Origin of the sequence: Streptomyces sp. DSM 40750 (assembly GCF_024612035.1) — a bacterium.
Lineage (GTDB): Bacteria > Actinomycetota > Actinomycetes > Streptomycetales > Streptomycetaceae > Streptomyces.
In genome coordinates this window covers 4627131-4641572 of record NZ_CP102513.1, presented here as the reverse complement: position 1 = coordinate 4641572, position 14442 = coordinate 4627131, and the positions used below count along the sequence as shown (strand labels likewise).

The following is a 14442-nucleotide window of genomic DNA, read 5'->3' as shown; positions in this document are numbered from 1 at the left end:
CTCGCGTTGGTCACGTACGATGGCACCAACACCGGCCAGTCCGGTGTGAGCATTGAGCTGTATCTAATTCAAGAGTGGCAACATGGGGATGATCGGTTTCGACAGCGGATGTCGAGGCAGGGGAAGCGTGTCGAGGAAGCGGCCATGATCTCGTAAACCACAGGCCGAAAAAAATAATCGCCACTGTTAAGAGCGATTCTCCCAAGTCGTTCGCCCTCGCCGCCTGATCTCAGGTAGCGACGCGCGAACTCCTTACTAAAGGGAGTGTCAGCCCGGGAGTGTTCCCGACCCGGATCCTGGCATCAGCTAGGGGACTAAACCTTGATCCCGGTCACGGGGTGAAGAGGGAAATCTAACAGTGACTGGGCCCGTCGGCGACTTGTTCGCGTGATCGCCGGGGCCGAGAAAATCACAGCGAACTGCACACGGAGAAGCCCTGGCTCCGCACCGTTGGACGCGGGTTCGATTCCCGCCATCTCCACAATTCCCATGTGGGCGAGGCCCCGCTGCGACACAGCAGCGGGGCTTTCGTCATTCCTCACCCGGCCACCCGGCGTGCCGTGCTCGCCCGCACGGTCAGGCGGGGTGGCAGCAGCGTGGCCTGGGGTACGGCGACGCCATCAAGCTTTTTCATCAGGAGGTCCACTGCCTGCTCGCCCACCTCGGCCGACGGGATGGCGATCGAGGTGATGGGGACGCGGAGGGACTCGGCGAGGTCGTCGGGGCAGAGGGCGGTGATGGAGAGGTCGGCGGGGATGCGCAGGCCCAGGTGTTCGAAGGCGTCCAGGAGTGGGTCCAGGATCGCCTCGTTGTGGACCACCACGCCGGTGAGGGCCGGCTGTTCGCGGAGGAGGCGTTCGGCCACCGCGCGGGCGGCCGCGGGGGTGGGCTCGCAGGGGTGGACCGTGGAGGCCATGCCGTTGCGGGTGGCGGCGGAGGTGAAGCCCTGGACGACGCGTTGGGCGAAGGAGGTCTGGCGGACGTAGACCTCGGGCGGGGAGCCGATCAGGCCCACCACGCGATGGCCGAGGCCCGCCAGGTGTTGCACGCACAGCTCGCCCGCCGCCCTGAAGTCCAGGTCGATGCAGGTCAGGCCGGACGGCTCGGCGGGGAAGCCGATCAGGACCGACGGGCGGTCCAGTGTGCGCAGCAACGGCAGCCGTGGATCGTGGAGTTGGACGTCCATCACGATCAGCGCGTCCACCAGGGCCGTGTCCGCGACCCGGCGCAGGCCCTCCTCGCCCTCCTCCTGCGTCAACAGCAGTACGTCGTGGTCGTGTTCGCGGGCCGTCGTGACCGCCGAGACCGCGAACCGCATGACCACCGGCACGTTGATGCCGGCCCGTAACGGCACCACCATCGCCAGCACGTTGGACTTGCTGCTGGCCAGGGCCCGGGCGCCCGCGTGCGGGCGGTAGCCCAGCTCGCGGATGGACGCCTCGACCCGCGCCCGGGTCTCCGCCGAGATCGGGCGCTTGCCGCTGAGGGCGTACGAGACGGTGCTGGGGGAGACGCCCGCGTGCCGGGCCACATCAGTGATCTTCACCGTCACGCCGACTCCGTTTCTTCCGGGTCCAGGTCCATGGTCAGAAAGCCCGTGCCCGCCTCCGCCCGGACCTCGCGGTCGCCCACCGCGAGCCCCCACGGCGCCCTCGGTTCGCTGCACGAGGCGCGCAGTACGTTGCCCTCCCGGACGACCGTGAAGGTCGAGTCGCCGACGGGGACCATGACCTGGGCGCCGTGGGCGAGGCCGTACGCGTGCAGGGTGACCCCGTCGGCGTGGTCGTAGTCCGGGCGGTCCGTCACCTCGCCGACCGGGACGACCGCGCCGGGACGGACGAGGAGCGGGACGCTTGTGAAGTCGTGGCGTTCGCGGACCCAGCGGGGGCCGGTGACCGTGCCGCCGGTCGGGAAGCGGGTCCAGGTGCCCTCGGGGACGTAGTACGTGACGTCGCCCTCGTCGCTGAACACCGGCGCGACGAGGAGGTCCGGGCCGAGCATGTACTGCCGCTCCAGATGCGCGCAGCCGGGATCGTCCGGGAACTCCAGCACCATCGCGCGCATCATCGGCACCCCCTCGGCGTGGGCGGTGCGCGCGGCCTCGTAGAGGTAGGGCATCAGGCTGAGCTTGAGGTGGGTGAACTTCCGTAGGACGTCGACCGATTCGTCGTCGAAGAGCCACGGGACGCGGTACGACGACGAGCCGTGCAGGCGGCTGTGGGAGGAGAGCAGGCCGAAGGCGATCCAGCGTTTGAAGAGCGCGGGGGAGGGCGTGCCCTCGAAGCCGCCGATGTCGTGGCTCCAGTAGCCGAAGCCGGAGAGGCCCAGGGAGAGGCCGCCGCGCAGGGACTCGGCCATCGACTCGTACGTGGACTCGCAGTCGCCGCCCCAGTGGACGGGGAAGCGTTGGCTGCCCACCGTCGCCGAGCGGGCGAAGAGCACCGCCTCGCCCTCGCCCCGGTGTTTGCGGAGGACGTCGAAGACCGTGCGGTTGTAGAGGTACGTGTAGTAGTTGTGCATCCGCTCCGGGTCCGTGCCGTCGGACCAGGCCACGTCCAGGGGCACCCGCTCGCCGAAGTCCGTCTTGAAGCAGTCGACACCCTGCGCGAGCAGCGCCTCCAGCTTCGACGCGTACCACGCGCGGGCCGCCGGGCTGGTGAAGTCGACGAGGGCCATGCCGGGCTGCCAGAGGTCCCACTGCCAGACGCTGCCGTCGGGTCTGCGGAGGAGATGACCCAGCGCCTTGCCCTCCGCGAACAGGGGGGAGCGCTGGGCGATGTACGGGTTGATCCAGACGCAGATCCGCAGGTCACGGCGTTTGAGGCGGGCCAGCATGCCCTCCGGGTCCGGGAAGACCCGGGGGTCCCACTCGAAGTCGCACCACTGGAACTCGCGCATCCAGAAGCAGTCGAAGTGGAAGACGGAGAGAGGCAGCCGCCGCTCCCGCATGCCCTCGATGAACGAGGTCACCGTCTCCTCGTCGTAGGAGGTGGTGAAGGACGTGGACAGCCAGAGGCCGAACGACCAGGCGGGCGGGAGGGCGGGGCGGCCGGTGAGGGCCGTGTACTTGCGGAGGATGTCCTTCGGGGTCGGGCCGTAGATGACGTAGTACGTCAGCTGCTGGGTCTCCGCGCTGAACTGGACCCTCGACACGACCTCCGAGGCGACCTCGAAGGACACCTTGCCGGGGTGGTCGACGAAGACGCCGTAGCCCGCGTCGGTGAGATAGAACGGCACGTTCTTGTACGCCTGTTCGGTGGCCGTGCCGCCGTCGGCGTTCCAGACGTCGACGACCTGGCCGTTCTTGACGAGCGGGCCGAAGCGTTCGCCGAGGCCGTAGACGGAGGTGCCGACGCCGAGGTTGAGCTGTTCGCGGAGGTAGTGGGCGCCGGAGGCGTCGCGCATGATGCCCATCGACTTGGGGCCGCTGGTGGTGAGGGGGCGGCCGTGGGCGAGGAAGTCGACGTGCCAGGGGCCGGTGCGGGAGACGCGTACCGACAGATCTCCGGCGGTGAGGGTGGCGTGTTCGTCGTCGTAGGAGGTGTGGGGGGTGAACTCCTCGGCGGTGAGCTCGAATTGCGGGCCGCGTGGCTGTTCGCCCTCGAAGTGTGTGAATGTCACGCCGATGACGTCGGGCATCGGGGCGTGGGCACTGATCGTCACGACCGGTCCCTTCAGCAGGTCGCCGCGGTGGCGGATGGGCTGGGTCGGGGCGTGGACCTCCAGGGCGCCGCCGTCCGTGGCGGTGACATCGAGGACCTCGACCGGATGGGCCGCGGTGACGCCTTCGCGGAGCAGCCAGTAGCCGTCGGTGAACTTCATGTGGGGGGAATCTCCTTATGTCACGGCCTACTTCACGGCTCCCACGGCGATTCCGCGGGTGAGTGTTCGCTGGAAGAGGAGGAAGAACACGAGGGCGGGGAGCAGGCCGAGCAGGGCCGCCGCGTTGGTCATCGTGGCGTCCATCAGGCGCTGGCCCTGGAGGACGCCGAGGGCCACCGAGACGGTCTGGTTGTCGTTGGAGATCAGCATGACCAGGGGGAGCAGGAACTCGTTCCAGGTCCAGACGAAGAAGAAGACGAGGAGCACGCCGAGGGTGGGGCGGCTGACGGGGACGACGATCCGCCACAGGACCTGCCACTTGGTGGCGCCGTCGATCCGGGCCGCCTCGACGATCTCGCGGGGGAACCGCCCGAGGACCGAGGCGAGCAGATACGTGCCGAAGGCCGCCTGGATGACCGTGAAGACGATGACCACGCTGAGGCGGGTGTCGTAGATGCCGGCTTCCTTGGACAGGAAGTAGACCGGGTAGACCAGCGCCTCCTGCGGCAGCATGTTCGCGAGCACGAAGAAGGCCAGGATCCAGGTACGGCCCCGCAGCCGGCCGATGCCGATCGCGTACGCGTTGAGGACCGACAGAACAACGGCCAGCACCGCCACCGAGCCGCTGATCAGCACGGAGTTGAGCAGCTTCTGGCTGTAGTCCACGCGCTCCCAGAAGTCCTTCAGCCCGTCCAGGTAGAGGCCGTCGGGGAGGCTCAGGGGGCCGTTCTGGGAGTACTCGGCCGGGGACTTGACCGCGTTCACGGCCACGATCAGGAACGGGACGATCATGAAGAGGGCGGCGACGCCGAGGGCCACGAGGACCGGGTAGCGGCGGAGGGCGGTCATACGCGTGTTCCCTCCTCGGCGTCCTCGGCGCGCGTCTGGAGCCTCAGGCCGATCAGGGCCAGGGCGAGGATGATCACGGTGAGGACGGTGGAGATCGCGGCGCCGTAGCCGACCTGGGTCTTCTCGAAGAACGTGGTGAAGGAGAAGTAGGACGGGACGTCGGTGGCGCCGCCGGGGCCGCCCTTCGTCAGGACGTACACCGCGCCGAACACCTTGAGCGCGGCGATCGTGCACCACAGCAGGACCACATGGATCTCGGGCCGGATCTGCGGCAGCGTGATGTGCCGGAAGCGGCGCCACCAGCCGGCGCCGTCCAGCTCGGCGGCCTCGTACAGCGCCGGGTCGACGCGTTGCAGCCCCGCCATGAAGACGACCAGCGGGAAGCCGAGCTGCACCCACACCATCACGCCCATCACGGTCCACAGGGCGAGGCCCGGGTCGCCGAGCCAGTCCTGCTGCCAGGAGCCGAGGCCGACGGCCTTGAGGAACTCGTTGAGCGAGCCGTTCTCGGGGGCGAGGATCCAGCTCCAGACGATGCCCGCGACCGCGATCGGCAGCACCTGGGGGAGATAGAAGCAGGCGCGCAGGACGGCGGTGACCCGGCTGCCGAAGTGCTTGCCGACGTGGTCGAACAGGGCGGCGGCCAGGACCAGTCCGAGCGCGGTCGGTACGGCGGCCATGGCGACCACCATGAACAGGCTGTGCCGGAACGACGCCCAGAAGTCCGCATCGCCCATCAGCTCCCGGTAGTTGGCGAGCCCCGACCACTCCGGGCCGCCGACCCCCTGCCAGTCGGTGAAGCTCACACCCGTGTTCATCAGGAACGGCACGATGACGACGGCGAAGAAGGCGAGGGCGCCGGGGAGGAGGAACAGCGCGTACGAGTCACCGGGGCGGCGGCGGTCGCGGTGGTGCGGGCGGCCGGCGTGGCCCTCCTTGCCCACCGCCGACCCCCGTTCGACGGTCGCCGTCATTGCTCCGGTACGTCCTTCTCGTACGCCTCACCGATCGCGTCCAGGTACGCGTCCGGGTCCGCGCTGCCGGTGATCAGCTTCTGGGTCTCGGAGACGAGGACGTCGTAGAAGCCGGGGGCGGGCCAGTCGGGATAGAAGGCCAGTCCGTCCCCGTCGGAGAGGGTGTTGAAGTCCGCGATCAGGTCCTTGGCCCGCGCGTCGGTGATGGCGGCGGGGTCGGCGGCGACCGGGACCCCGCCCTCGTTGCCGAGCAGGTTCTGGATCTTCTCCGACATGGTGATGTCGATGAAGTCGTAGGCGAGTTCCTTGTTCTTCGCGCCCTTCGGGACGACCCAGAGGTTGCCGCCGGAGCCGAGCGTGAGGTTCGTGTCGGGCCACAGGAAGGTGCCCCAGTCGAACGTGTTCTCCGCCCTGAACCGGCCGTACCACCAGCTCCCCGAGAACAGGATCGGCGCCTTGCCCTGGATGAAGGAGACGCCCGCGTCCTCGGACTTCGTGCCCGTCGACTTCTCGCTGATGTACCCCTTCTCCACCCAGTCGGCGAAGGTCTCCGCCCCGTACGTCCACGCGGCGTCATGGAAGTCCGTCTTCCCCTCGTACAGCTCGTACGAGTCCACCCACGCGCGGTCCGCCTTGCTCAGCGCCAGCTGGTACAGGTACTGCTGTGCCATGTACTCGGCGCCGGCGTTGGCGAGCGGGGTGATGCCCGCGTCGACGAACTTGTCCATGGCGGCGGTGAGTTCGGCGAGGGTGGTGGGCTCTTCGATGCCGTGCTTCTCGAAGAGGTCCTTGTTGTAGAAGACCATCGTGTACTCGGCGTAGTTCGGCACGCCGTACCAGTTGCCGGAGCCCATGACCCCCTTGGCGTCGTACTGGCTGGTGGTACGGACGCCGGCGCTGAGCTTCTTGTCCCAGCCGCGCTCGGTGACCTCCGGGGTGAGGTCGGTGAGGAGCCCCTGCTTGGAAAGGAGTCCGGCGGTGGCGTTGCCCTTGTTGTACTCCATGAGGTCGGGCGCGTCGGAGGAGTTGAGGACCATCGGGGCGGTCTTCCGGATCTGTTCGAAACCCTTCTCCTCGAACTCGACCTTCACGCCCGGGTGGGTCTTCTCGAACTCCTCGATCGCCGCGTTCCAGGCCACGCCCATCGCGCTGTCGGGGCTCTCGTAGTGCCACAGGCGAAGGGTCTTGCCGTCGGAGGAACCGCTCTCCGCGTCGCCGCAGGAGGCCAGCAGCAGGACCCCGCTCAGGGCCCCCGCCGCCACCGCCGCCACACGCCTTCGTACCGTTGACATCCTGTGCCTCCAAGGGAGTCGGATGGTTCTCGGGACGTCACGCGGCGGCCGTACGACGGTCGTCGAACGGCGTGGTCGAATCGTTTCGATGCGTGACGTCGAAGCGCTTCGACGGAAGGTAAGGGCGGGCTAAGGGCGCGTCAATGGGACGGACGGGAATTCGTCGGGGGTTCGGCGGGTCGAACGGCGGTGCGTCCGGCGGTGCGCTGTGCCGAGGCGATCAGCAGGGCCAGGGCCGCCGCGGCCACCGGCACCCCGAAGCCCGCCGTGCCGGACCCGGATCCCGGTCCGTGTTCCACCACCCAGCCGCCGAGTGCCGATCCGCCCGCGATACCGCCGAGCAGGCCGGTGACGGCGAGCGTCATGCCCTCGTTCAACCGGCCCTCGGGGGTGCGGCGTTGGATGAGGGACATGGCGGTGACCATGGTGGGGGCGGTGGCCATGCCGGCGAGGAGGAGGGACGGGGCGAGGAGCAGGAGGGAGCCGGTGGCGGTGGCGGTGAGCCAGGGGAGGGCCATCAGGGTCGTCATCGCCGCCAGGCACCAGCGGAAGCGGCGTTCCGCGGGGCCTGTCACCCGTAGGGCGCCATAGGCCAGGCCCGCCGCGCAGGACCCCGCCGCCTGCAGGCCGAGGATCACGCCTCCCGCCGAGGGGTGGCCCCGGGCGTCCGCGTAGGCGATGGTGACGACCTCCAGGGAGCCGAAGACCGCGCCGGTGGCGAGGAAGACGGCGAGGAGGGGCGGGATGCCGGGGGCACGGAGGGGGGACTTCGTGGTCGTACGGCCGGTGGGGGGCGGTTCCGTGGCGCGTTGGGTGGCGAAGACCAGTACGCCGGTCATGCAGAGGAGGCCGCCGATGAGGGTGCCGGCCTCGGGGAACAGGGTGGTGCAGAGGAAGGCCGCGATGACCGGGCCGAGCATGAAGCAGAGCTCGTCCACGGCCTGTTCGAAGGAGTTGGCGGTGTGGAGGGCTGCCGGGTCGTCCTTCAGGAGGTGGGCCCAGCGGGCTCGGGACATGCCGCCGGTGTTGGGGGCGGTGGCGGTGGCCGCGTAGGAGGCGAAGAGGGTCCAGTCGGGGGCGTTCCAGTGGACACAGGTGATCAGGGCGAGGCTGCCCAGGAACGCGAGTGCGGTGGCGGGGACCGCCACTCGGGCCTGGCCGTGGCGGTCCACCAGGCGGGCGGTCCAGGGGGCGACGAGTGCGGTTGCGGCGAGGCCGGTTGCCACGACTGCGCCGGCCAGGGCGTACGAGTCCCTGGAGCCGGCGATCATGAGGATGGCGCTGATGCTGAACATGCCCATGGGGAGGCGGGCGAGGACGCCCGCGGCGGTGAAGCGGAGGGTGCCCGGCGTGTGGAAGAGGGCGCGGTAGGGGGTTGTGGCGCCTGGGAGCCCGGGGGCGTCTGTTGTTCGGCGGGTGCGGTTCGGTGGTGGCTGGTCGCGCGGTTCCCCGCGCTCCCCAAGGGGCGCGGGCCCTGGCCTGCGACGAGCGGTGAAGTCCGCTGCCACCAGCGTGTCCGCCGTCACTGTGAGCAGGGGGGAGTGGGCCCTCTCGGGCGGGGGAGTCGGCATGTGTTCACCGTCGCCCGGGTGGTGATCCACCGTCCAACACCTACTCCGTGGTCATTCACGCACTTCGGTTGTAAGTTCCCGGGGTGCCTGAACCCCGTCTCCTCCGCGCCTTTCTCGCCGTCGCCGAAGAACTGCACTTCACCCGGGCCGCCGCCCGGCTCTACGTCGCTCAGCAGGCCCTGAGTCGGGATGTGCGGCGGCTGGAGCGGGAGTTGGGCACGGAACTGTTCGTGCGGACGACTCGGCAGGTGGTGTTGACGGCTGACGGGGAGCGGCTGGTGCCTTACGCGCGGCGGGTGTTGGAGGCGCAGGAGGAGTTGGTGACCGCGTTTCGGCAGGTCCGGCCCCTGTTGGTGGATCTGAATTCGCCGGGGCTGGCCACCGGGGTGCGGGTGCTGCGTCGGGCCCGTGAGCTCGCGCCGGAGCTGGAGTTGATGGCGCGGTACGAGAGCGGGCTGACGTATGCGGCGGCCGAGATTCTCGCGGGGCGGCTGGACGTGTCGTTCGGGAGGTTCGCGGGGCTCGATCCGGCGGTGCGGGCGCGGCTCGAACAGCAGCCCGTGCGGTACGAGCCGATGACCGTGATCCTGCCCGAGGACCACCGGCTGGCCGCGCTGGACGCCGTACCGCTGGCGGAACTCGCGGGGGAGAGCGTGTACGCGGGGGCCGGCAATCCCCGTACGCCGGAGTGGACGGAACTGGCGGCGCGGCTGTTCGAGGGGCGGGGGATCGAGGTCGCGGCGCCCGCCCCGCTGGCCGTGGGGGAGGAGGAGTTCCAGCGGATCATGGCCAAGACGAGGACGCCTGTGCTGGCGGTGGTGGACTTCCCGCCCATGCCGGGCACGGTGTCGCGACCGCTCGTCGATCCCGTGCCGCTGTCGCCCGTCTCGCTGGTGTGGCGGAAGGGGCTCGCGCATCCCGGACTCGACGCGTTGCGGCGGGCCGCCGTCGCGTTGGCGCGGGCGGAAGTATGGCTATCACATCCGGAGGACGGGTGGATTCCGGCCACAGATGCACTCATCATGATGACCTTCACCTGATATCACACAGGTAGACATCTCCCCCACCCCTACATTCGGGGCCCGGGTGCGTGTGATGGGCGGGGCGCCCCGGATCGGGTGGGGGCCCGGTCCGGTACAGGAAAGTGCGACAGCCCGGCATCGAACACGCACCCGGAACGATCCCGTGGGGGGAAGTGCGTGCACGTCGAGAACTGGCCCAAGGGCATTCAGCCGCAGCCGACCGATGGCGAAGGCCCTGGCCGAGGCCGTGGTGGTAGCGGCTCCGAGGACGAGGTGGTCTGGCCCGAGGCCGTCGGCAGAACGGGAGCCGTGTCCCGGGGGGAACGGGAGTACGGGGCGGGCGTCTCCGGGCAGTCGAGTACCGGTGTCGGAGTGCCTCAGCAGCCGACTGCTTCCGGGGCTTACGGGGCTTCGGGGACCTCGGGAGCTTCGGGGTGTGAGCCGGGCGCGTCGGGTGTCCTGTCGGCGCCCTGGGAGCAGCCCGATCAGCCCGGTCGCCATCACGACCCGCATGAGGTGACCGTCCAACTCGACGGTGTGGGACGCGAAGTGGACGAGGGGCCGGGCCAGGACGCGGCGGCGGGTGCCGGCGACTCCGACGGGCCGGTCTTCGTCGACGAGTCGGGGCGGCGCAGGAACCTCTACCGGCGGCTCGGTATCGCCGTCGGCACGGCCTGCGCGGCGTACGCCGTGGTCATCGTCGGCACCCTGGTGTCGGGCAATTCGGACGCGCCCTGGCTGCCGGTGCCGATGCAGAAGCACGACAAGCCGGCGGGCAAGGTGGACACACCGCCGCTGCCGGCCGAGTCGGCCGACCGGTCCGACGCGGCGGACGGCCTCGTCCCGGACGCGGGGCCGGGCTGGGGTCGTACGGAAGCGACGTCCTCGCCGGGCGCCAAGTCCCCGACCGGCTCGTCGGGCCGTGCCCGGACGCCGGAGGCATCCGTGAGCGCCAAGCCCTCGGCCGGTCCGAGTGCCGACGTCCCGCCGCAGCCGAAGCCGAGCGCCAGCGCCACCCCCGTGCCGTCGGCCTCCCTGTCCGAGCCGCCGAAGGTCGACACCAGCCCCTCGGTCACGCCCTCGCCGACACCCTCGGACTCCGCCGCCCCGGGGACGGGCTCCGGCACGGACACCGTCGCCTACGGCCCGGCGTCCCCCACACCCGTCGAGCCCGGCCCGGCGACGTCGGAGAGCCCGCAGAGCCCGCGGAGCCCCCAGGACCCGCAGAACCCGGAGACTCCCGCCTGATGACCCGCTCCAAGCGCGGCGGCACGCCCTCGCGTGCCGCCCAGCGCCCCACCCGCTCACCGCGTTCGTCGATGAGCGCCGAGGAAGGCACGGCCGAGAGTACGGCTGACGGCACGGCGAAGAGCCCGGCCCACGGCACCGCCGCCAGTACGGCGAAAGGCTCCGCCAAGCGCTCGCGGAAGGGTTCGCGGAAGAGCTCGCAGAAGCGTTCGGGGCGGCGCCTGCCGCTGCGCCATCTGCTGCCCTGTGTGCTGCTCCTCGCGCTGATGGCGATGCTGATGCTGCGCGGATACGTGCACAGCGAGATCCTCGCGGACCACCGGGTCGGGGCGCCCGTGGCGAACGACCGGGTGCCGAAGAAGATACTCAAGGGCGGGCCCGTGATCGACACCCGCCCGGGACGCCAGCTCAGCCTCGACATCCCCGACTACGAGCTGGTCCTGACGTTCGACGACGGGCCGGACCCCGTGTGGACCCCCAAGGTCCTCGACGTGCTGAAGAAGCACGAGGCCAAGGCCGTCTTCTTCATCACCGGCACGATGGCCTCGCGCTACCCGGACCTGGTCCGGCGGATGGTCGACGAGGGCCACGAGATCGGTCTGCACACCTTCAACCACCCGGATCTGACCCTCCAGTCCAAGGACCGTATCGACTGGGAGCTGTCCCAGAACCAGCTCGCGCTCGCGGGCGCGGCGGGCATCCGCACCTCGCTGTTCCGGCCGCCGTACTCCTCGTTCTCGGAGCGCATGGACAACCGCACATGGCCGGTGACGCAGTACATCGGCAGCCGCGGCTACATCACCGTCGTCAGCGACACGGACAGCCGGGACTGGAGCAGGCCGGGCGTCGACGAGATCATCCGCCGGTCCACGCCCGAGCACGGTGACGGCGCCGTCGTGCTGATGCACGACTCCGGCGGCGACCGCTCGCAGACCGTCGCCGCGCTGGACCGTTACATCAGCCGACTCCAGGTCAAGGGCTACGAGTTCGACACCCTGACCGAAGCCCTCAAGGCGCCCAGCGCGCACACGCCGGTCACGGGGCTCGGCCTGTGGAAGGGCAAGGTCTGGGTGACGCTCGTGCAGATCTCGGAGAAGACGACGAGCTTCCTCGTCGTCGCCCTCGCGGTCGTCGGCGTCCTCGTCCTCGCCCGCTTCGGCTTGATGCTGATCCTGTCGATCGCGCACGCCCGCAAGGTCAGGCGTCGCGATTTCCGCTGGGGACCGGACGGGCCCGTCACCGAACCGGTGTCCGTGCTCGTCCCGGCGTACAACGAGGCCAAGTGCATCGAGAAGACGGTCCGTTCGCTGGTCGCGAGCGACCACCCCATCGAGGTGCTGGTCATCGACGACGGCTCCAGCGACGGCACGGCCGGCATCGTCGAGGAGCTGGGCCGGGACCTGCCGGGCGTCCGGGTCGTACGGCAGCTCAACGCGGGCAAGCCGGCCGCCCTCAACCGGGGCATCGCCAACGCCCGCCACGACCTGATCGTCATGATGGACGGCGACACGGTCTTCGAACCGTCCACCGTCCGAGAGCTGGTCCAGCCCTTCGCCGACCCCCGCGTCGGCGCGGTCGCGGGCAACGCCAAGGTCGGCAACCGGGACACCCTCATCGGCGCCTGGCAGCACATCGAGTACGTGATGGGCTTCAACCTCGACCGCCGTATGTACGACATCCTGCGCTGCATGCCGACGATCCCCGGCGCGGTCGGGGCGTTCCGGCGCGAGGCGCTGACACGCGTCGGCGGCATGAGCGAGGACACGCTCGCCGAGGACACCGACATCACCATGGCCATGCACCGCGACGGCTGGCACGTCGTGTACGCCGAGAAGGCGCGGGCCTGGACCGAGGCCCCGGAATCCGTCCAGCAGTTGTGGTCACAGCGCTACCGCTGGTCGTACGGCACGATGCAGGCGATCTGGAAGCACCGGGGCTCGCTCTTCGACCGGGGCGCGTCCGGCCGCTTCGGGCGGGTGGGCCTGCCGCTGGTGTCGCTGTTCATGGTGGTGGCGCCCCTGCTGGCCCCGCTCATCGACGTGTTCCTGCTCTACGGGCTGGTGTTCGGGCCGACGGAGAAGACGATCGGCGCCTGGCTGGGCGTCCTGGCCGTCCAGGCGGTGTGCGCGGCGTTGGCGTTCCACCTCGACAAGGAGCGCATGACGCATCTGATCTCGCTGCCGCTCCAGCAGATGCTCTACCGCCAGCTCATGTACGTCGTCCTGCTGCAGTCGTGGATCACGGCGCTGACCGGCGGCCGGCTGCGCTGGCAGAAGCTGCGGCGGACGGGGGCCGTGGGACTGCCGGGCGCGCCCCAGGAACCGGCCGTGCCCCAGCGGGCGGGGGAGCGGAGGCCGGTCGGATGAGCACGCTCACCCAGGACTCCACCCCGCGGACCCCGGCGGCGCCGACCGCTCCCGCCCGAGACCGCTATTTCGACCTGCTCCGGGCCCTCGCGCTCTTCCGGGTGGTGCTCTACCACCTCACCGGCTGGGCCTGGCTGCCCCTCCTCTTCCCCTCCATGGGCGTGATGTTCGCGCTCGCCGGCAACCTCATGGCGCGCTCGCTGAGGCGCCCGGCGGTGGACGTCATCCGGGGCCGGCTCCGCCGGCTGCTGCCCCCGGTGTGGCTGCTGGGGGTCGTGGGCGTGACGGGGATGGTGATCCAGGGCTGGGGGCCGGACGCGGACGGGCATCCCCTCTGGTGGTGGTTCCACCTCACGTTCTGGATCCTCCCGATCAGCGACCCGCCGTACGCCGAGGGCCTGCCCGGAGTGCAGGGCTTCATCGGCGCGGACTGGGCCGTGGAGCTGGCCGGGCCGCTCTGGTACGTCCGCGCCTACCTCTGGTACGTCCTCCTCTCCCCGCTGCTGCTCCGCGCGTTGCGGGCGGTGCCGGTGGTGACGGTCCTCGCGCCGATCGCGCTGGCGGGGGTGTTCGAACTGGGCCTCCTGGAACTGCCGGGCGAGCGGTTCGCCTCGGGGCTGACGGACTTCAGCACCTTCGGCGCCTGCTGGATCCTCGGCATGGCCCACCAGGAGGGCATCCTCAAGCGCCTCCCGCGGTACATCGTTCCGTCCGTCGCCCCGGTGATCGCCCTGGCCGGCCTCTGGTACGCCCTGAACCACGGCTTCGGCGACGGCAACGACCTGGACAGCATGCCGTTCGCCCAGTCCCTTTGGTCCTTCGCCACGGTGGCGCTGCTGCTGCACATCAGCCCGTCGTGGCCCGAGTGGCCGCCCCGGCTGCGCCGCTGGGACGGGGCGATCACCCTCCTCAACTCCCGTGCGGTGACGATCTATCTCTGGCACAACACCTGCGTCCTGGTCGCCGCGACCCAGTGGGACCGGCTGTGGAGCGTGGTGTTCCTCGAACGGAACGTTCCGTGGCTGCTGGAGAGCGTCTGGCCCGTGCTGGTCGTGACCTGGCTGCTGATCGCCTGCTGTGTCGTCGCGTTCGGCTGGGCGGAGGATCTGGCGGCCCGGCGGAGGCCGCGGTTGTGGCCGAAGCGTGCGGAGGGCGGGCGGAGTCCGCGAAGGCCGTGAAGCGGTGCGGGGCTTGGGGATGGTCGGTCATGTATTGACCGCGTAACCAACCGGGATACGCACTTGCGTACGACTGAGCGGGTGGTGGATGTTGGGCTCGCTGGAGGCAGGTGTTCCGCG

Annotated in this window: 10 protein-coding genes and 1 other RNA gene; 5 read left to right on the top strand and 6 right to left on the bottom strand. The window is 70.1% G+C overall.

Features of this window, described 5'->3' with window-relative positions:
- Nucleotides 1-84: 84 nt before the first annotated feature.
- Nucleotides 85-484: a transfer-messenger RNA gene (ssrA, locus tag JIX55_RS20895) on the top strand.
- A 54-nt stretch (nucleotides 485-538) separates the two neighbouring features.
- Here ssrA and JIX55_RS20890 read toward each other — a convergent pair.
- From JIX55_RS20890 to JIX55_RS20865, 6 genes are all read right to left on the bottom strand, one after another.
- Nucleotides 539-1552 (bottom strand): LacI family DNA-binding transcriptional regulator, encoded by a 1014-nt coding sequence (locus JIX55_RS20890; protein WP_257564827.1) that lies wholly within the window; start codon nucleotides 1550-1552, stop codon nucleotides 539-541.
- Nucleotides 1549-3822 carry an alpha-xylosidase gene (gene yicI, locus JIX55_RS20885; RefSeq protein ID WP_257564826.1) on the bottom strand — a complete coding sequence of 758 codons (2274 nt, stop codon included), beginning with the start codon at nucleotides 3820-3822 and terminating at the stop codon, nucleotides 1549-1551. The genes JIX55_RS20890 and yicI overlap by 4 nt, the downstream gene beginning before the upstream one ends.
- 27 nt (nucleotides 3823-3849) lie before the next feature.
- Entirely contained in the window at nucleotides 3850-4671 is an 822-nt protein-coding gene (locus JIX55_RS20880; protein WP_257564825.1) for a carbohydrate ABC transporter permease, read from the bottom strand.
- Nucleotides 4668-5645 (bottom strand): carbohydrate ABC transporter permease, encoded by a 978-nt coding sequence (locus JIX55_RS20875; RefSeq protein WP_257564824.1) that lies wholly within the window; start codon nucleotides 5643-5645, stop codon nucleotides 4668-4670. The genes JIX55_RS20880 and JIX55_RS20875 overlap by 4 nt, the downstream gene beginning before the upstream one ends.
- A complete protein-coding gene (locus JIX55_RS20870) occupies nucleotides 5642-6937 on the bottom strand; it encodes an ABC transporter substrate-binding protein (RefSeq protein WP_257564823.1) in 1296 nt (431 codons plus the stop codon). The genes JIX55_RS20875 and JIX55_RS20870 overlap by 4 nt, the downstream gene beginning before the upstream one ends.
- Nucleotides 6938-7077: 140 nt before the next feature.
- Nucleotides 7078-8508, bottom strand: a complete 1431-nt coding sequence (locus JIX55_RS20865) for an MFS transporter (RefSeq protein ID WP_257564822.1) — start codon at nucleotides 8506-8508, stop codon at nucleotides 7078-7080.
- 83 nt (nucleotides 8509-8591) lie between these two features.
- Here JIX55_RS20865 and JIX55_RS20860 point away from each other — a divergent pair, with 83 nt between their 5' ends.
- The 4 genes from JIX55_RS20860 to JIX55_RS20845 all read left to right on the top strand — a co-directional run bounded on the left by JIX55_RS20860 (nucleotide 8592) and on the right by JIX55_RS20845 (nucleotide 14322).
- Nucleotides 8592-9548: a LysR family transcriptional regulator gene (locus JIX55_RS20860; protein ID WP_257564821.1), complete on the top strand. Its 957-nt coding sequence runs from the start codon at nucleotides 8592-8594 to the stop codon at nucleotides 9546-9548.
- A gap of 519 nt (nucleotides 9549-10067) precedes the next feature.
- The gene (locus JIX55_RS20855; RefSeq protein WP_257564819.1) at nucleotides 10068-10778 is read left to right on the top strand and encodes a hypothetical protein; all 711 of its coding nucleotides are present in this window, start codon (nucleotides 10068-10070) and stop codon (nucleotides 10776-10778) included.
- Between the two features lie 272 nt (nucleotides 10779-11050).
- On the top strand, nucleotides 11051-13144 hold the full coding sequence (locus tag JIX55_RS20850) for a glycosyltransferase (RefSeq protein WP_443046710.1): 2094 nt from the start codon (nucleotides 11051-11053) through the stop codon (nucleotides 13142-13144).
- Entirely contained in the window at nucleotides 13141-14322 is a 1182-nt protein-coding gene (locus JIX55_RS20845; protein ID WP_257564818.1) for an acyltransferase family protein, read from the top strand. The genes JIX55_RS20850 and JIX55_RS20845 overlap by 4 nt, the downstream gene beginning before the upstream one ends.
- Nucleotides 14323-14442: the final 120 nt, after the last annotated feature.

Coding starts and splice junctions, on each gene's coding strand:
- yicI (WP_257564826.1), bottom strand. CDS start 3,822: ATGAAGTTCACCGACGGCTACTGGCTGCTCCGCGAAGGCGTCACCGCG.
- JIX55_RS20880 (WP_257564825.1), bottom strand. CDS start 4,671: ATGACCGCCCTCCGCCGCTACCCGGTCCTCGTGGCCCTCGGCGTCGCC.
- JIX55_RS20875 (WP_257564824.1), bottom strand. CDS start 5,645: ATGACGGCGACCGTCGAACGGGGGTCGGCGGTGGGCAAGGAGGGCCAC.
- JIX55_RS20870 (WP_257564823.1), bottom strand. CDS start 6,937: ATGTCAACGGTACGAAGGCGTGTGGCGGCGGTGGCGGCGGGGGCCCTG.
- JIX55_RS20865 (WP_257564822.1), bottom strand. CDS start 8,508: ATGCCGACTCCCCCGCCCGAGAGGGCCCACTCCCCCCTGCTCACAGTG.
- JIX55_RS20850 (WP_443046710.1), top strand. CDS start 11,051: ATGCTGATGCTGCGCGGATACGTGCACAGCGAGATCCTCGCGGACCAC.
- JIX55_RS20845 (WP_257564818.1), top strand. CDS start 13,141: ATGAGCACGCTCACCCAGGACTCCACCCCGCGGACCCCGGCGGCGCCG.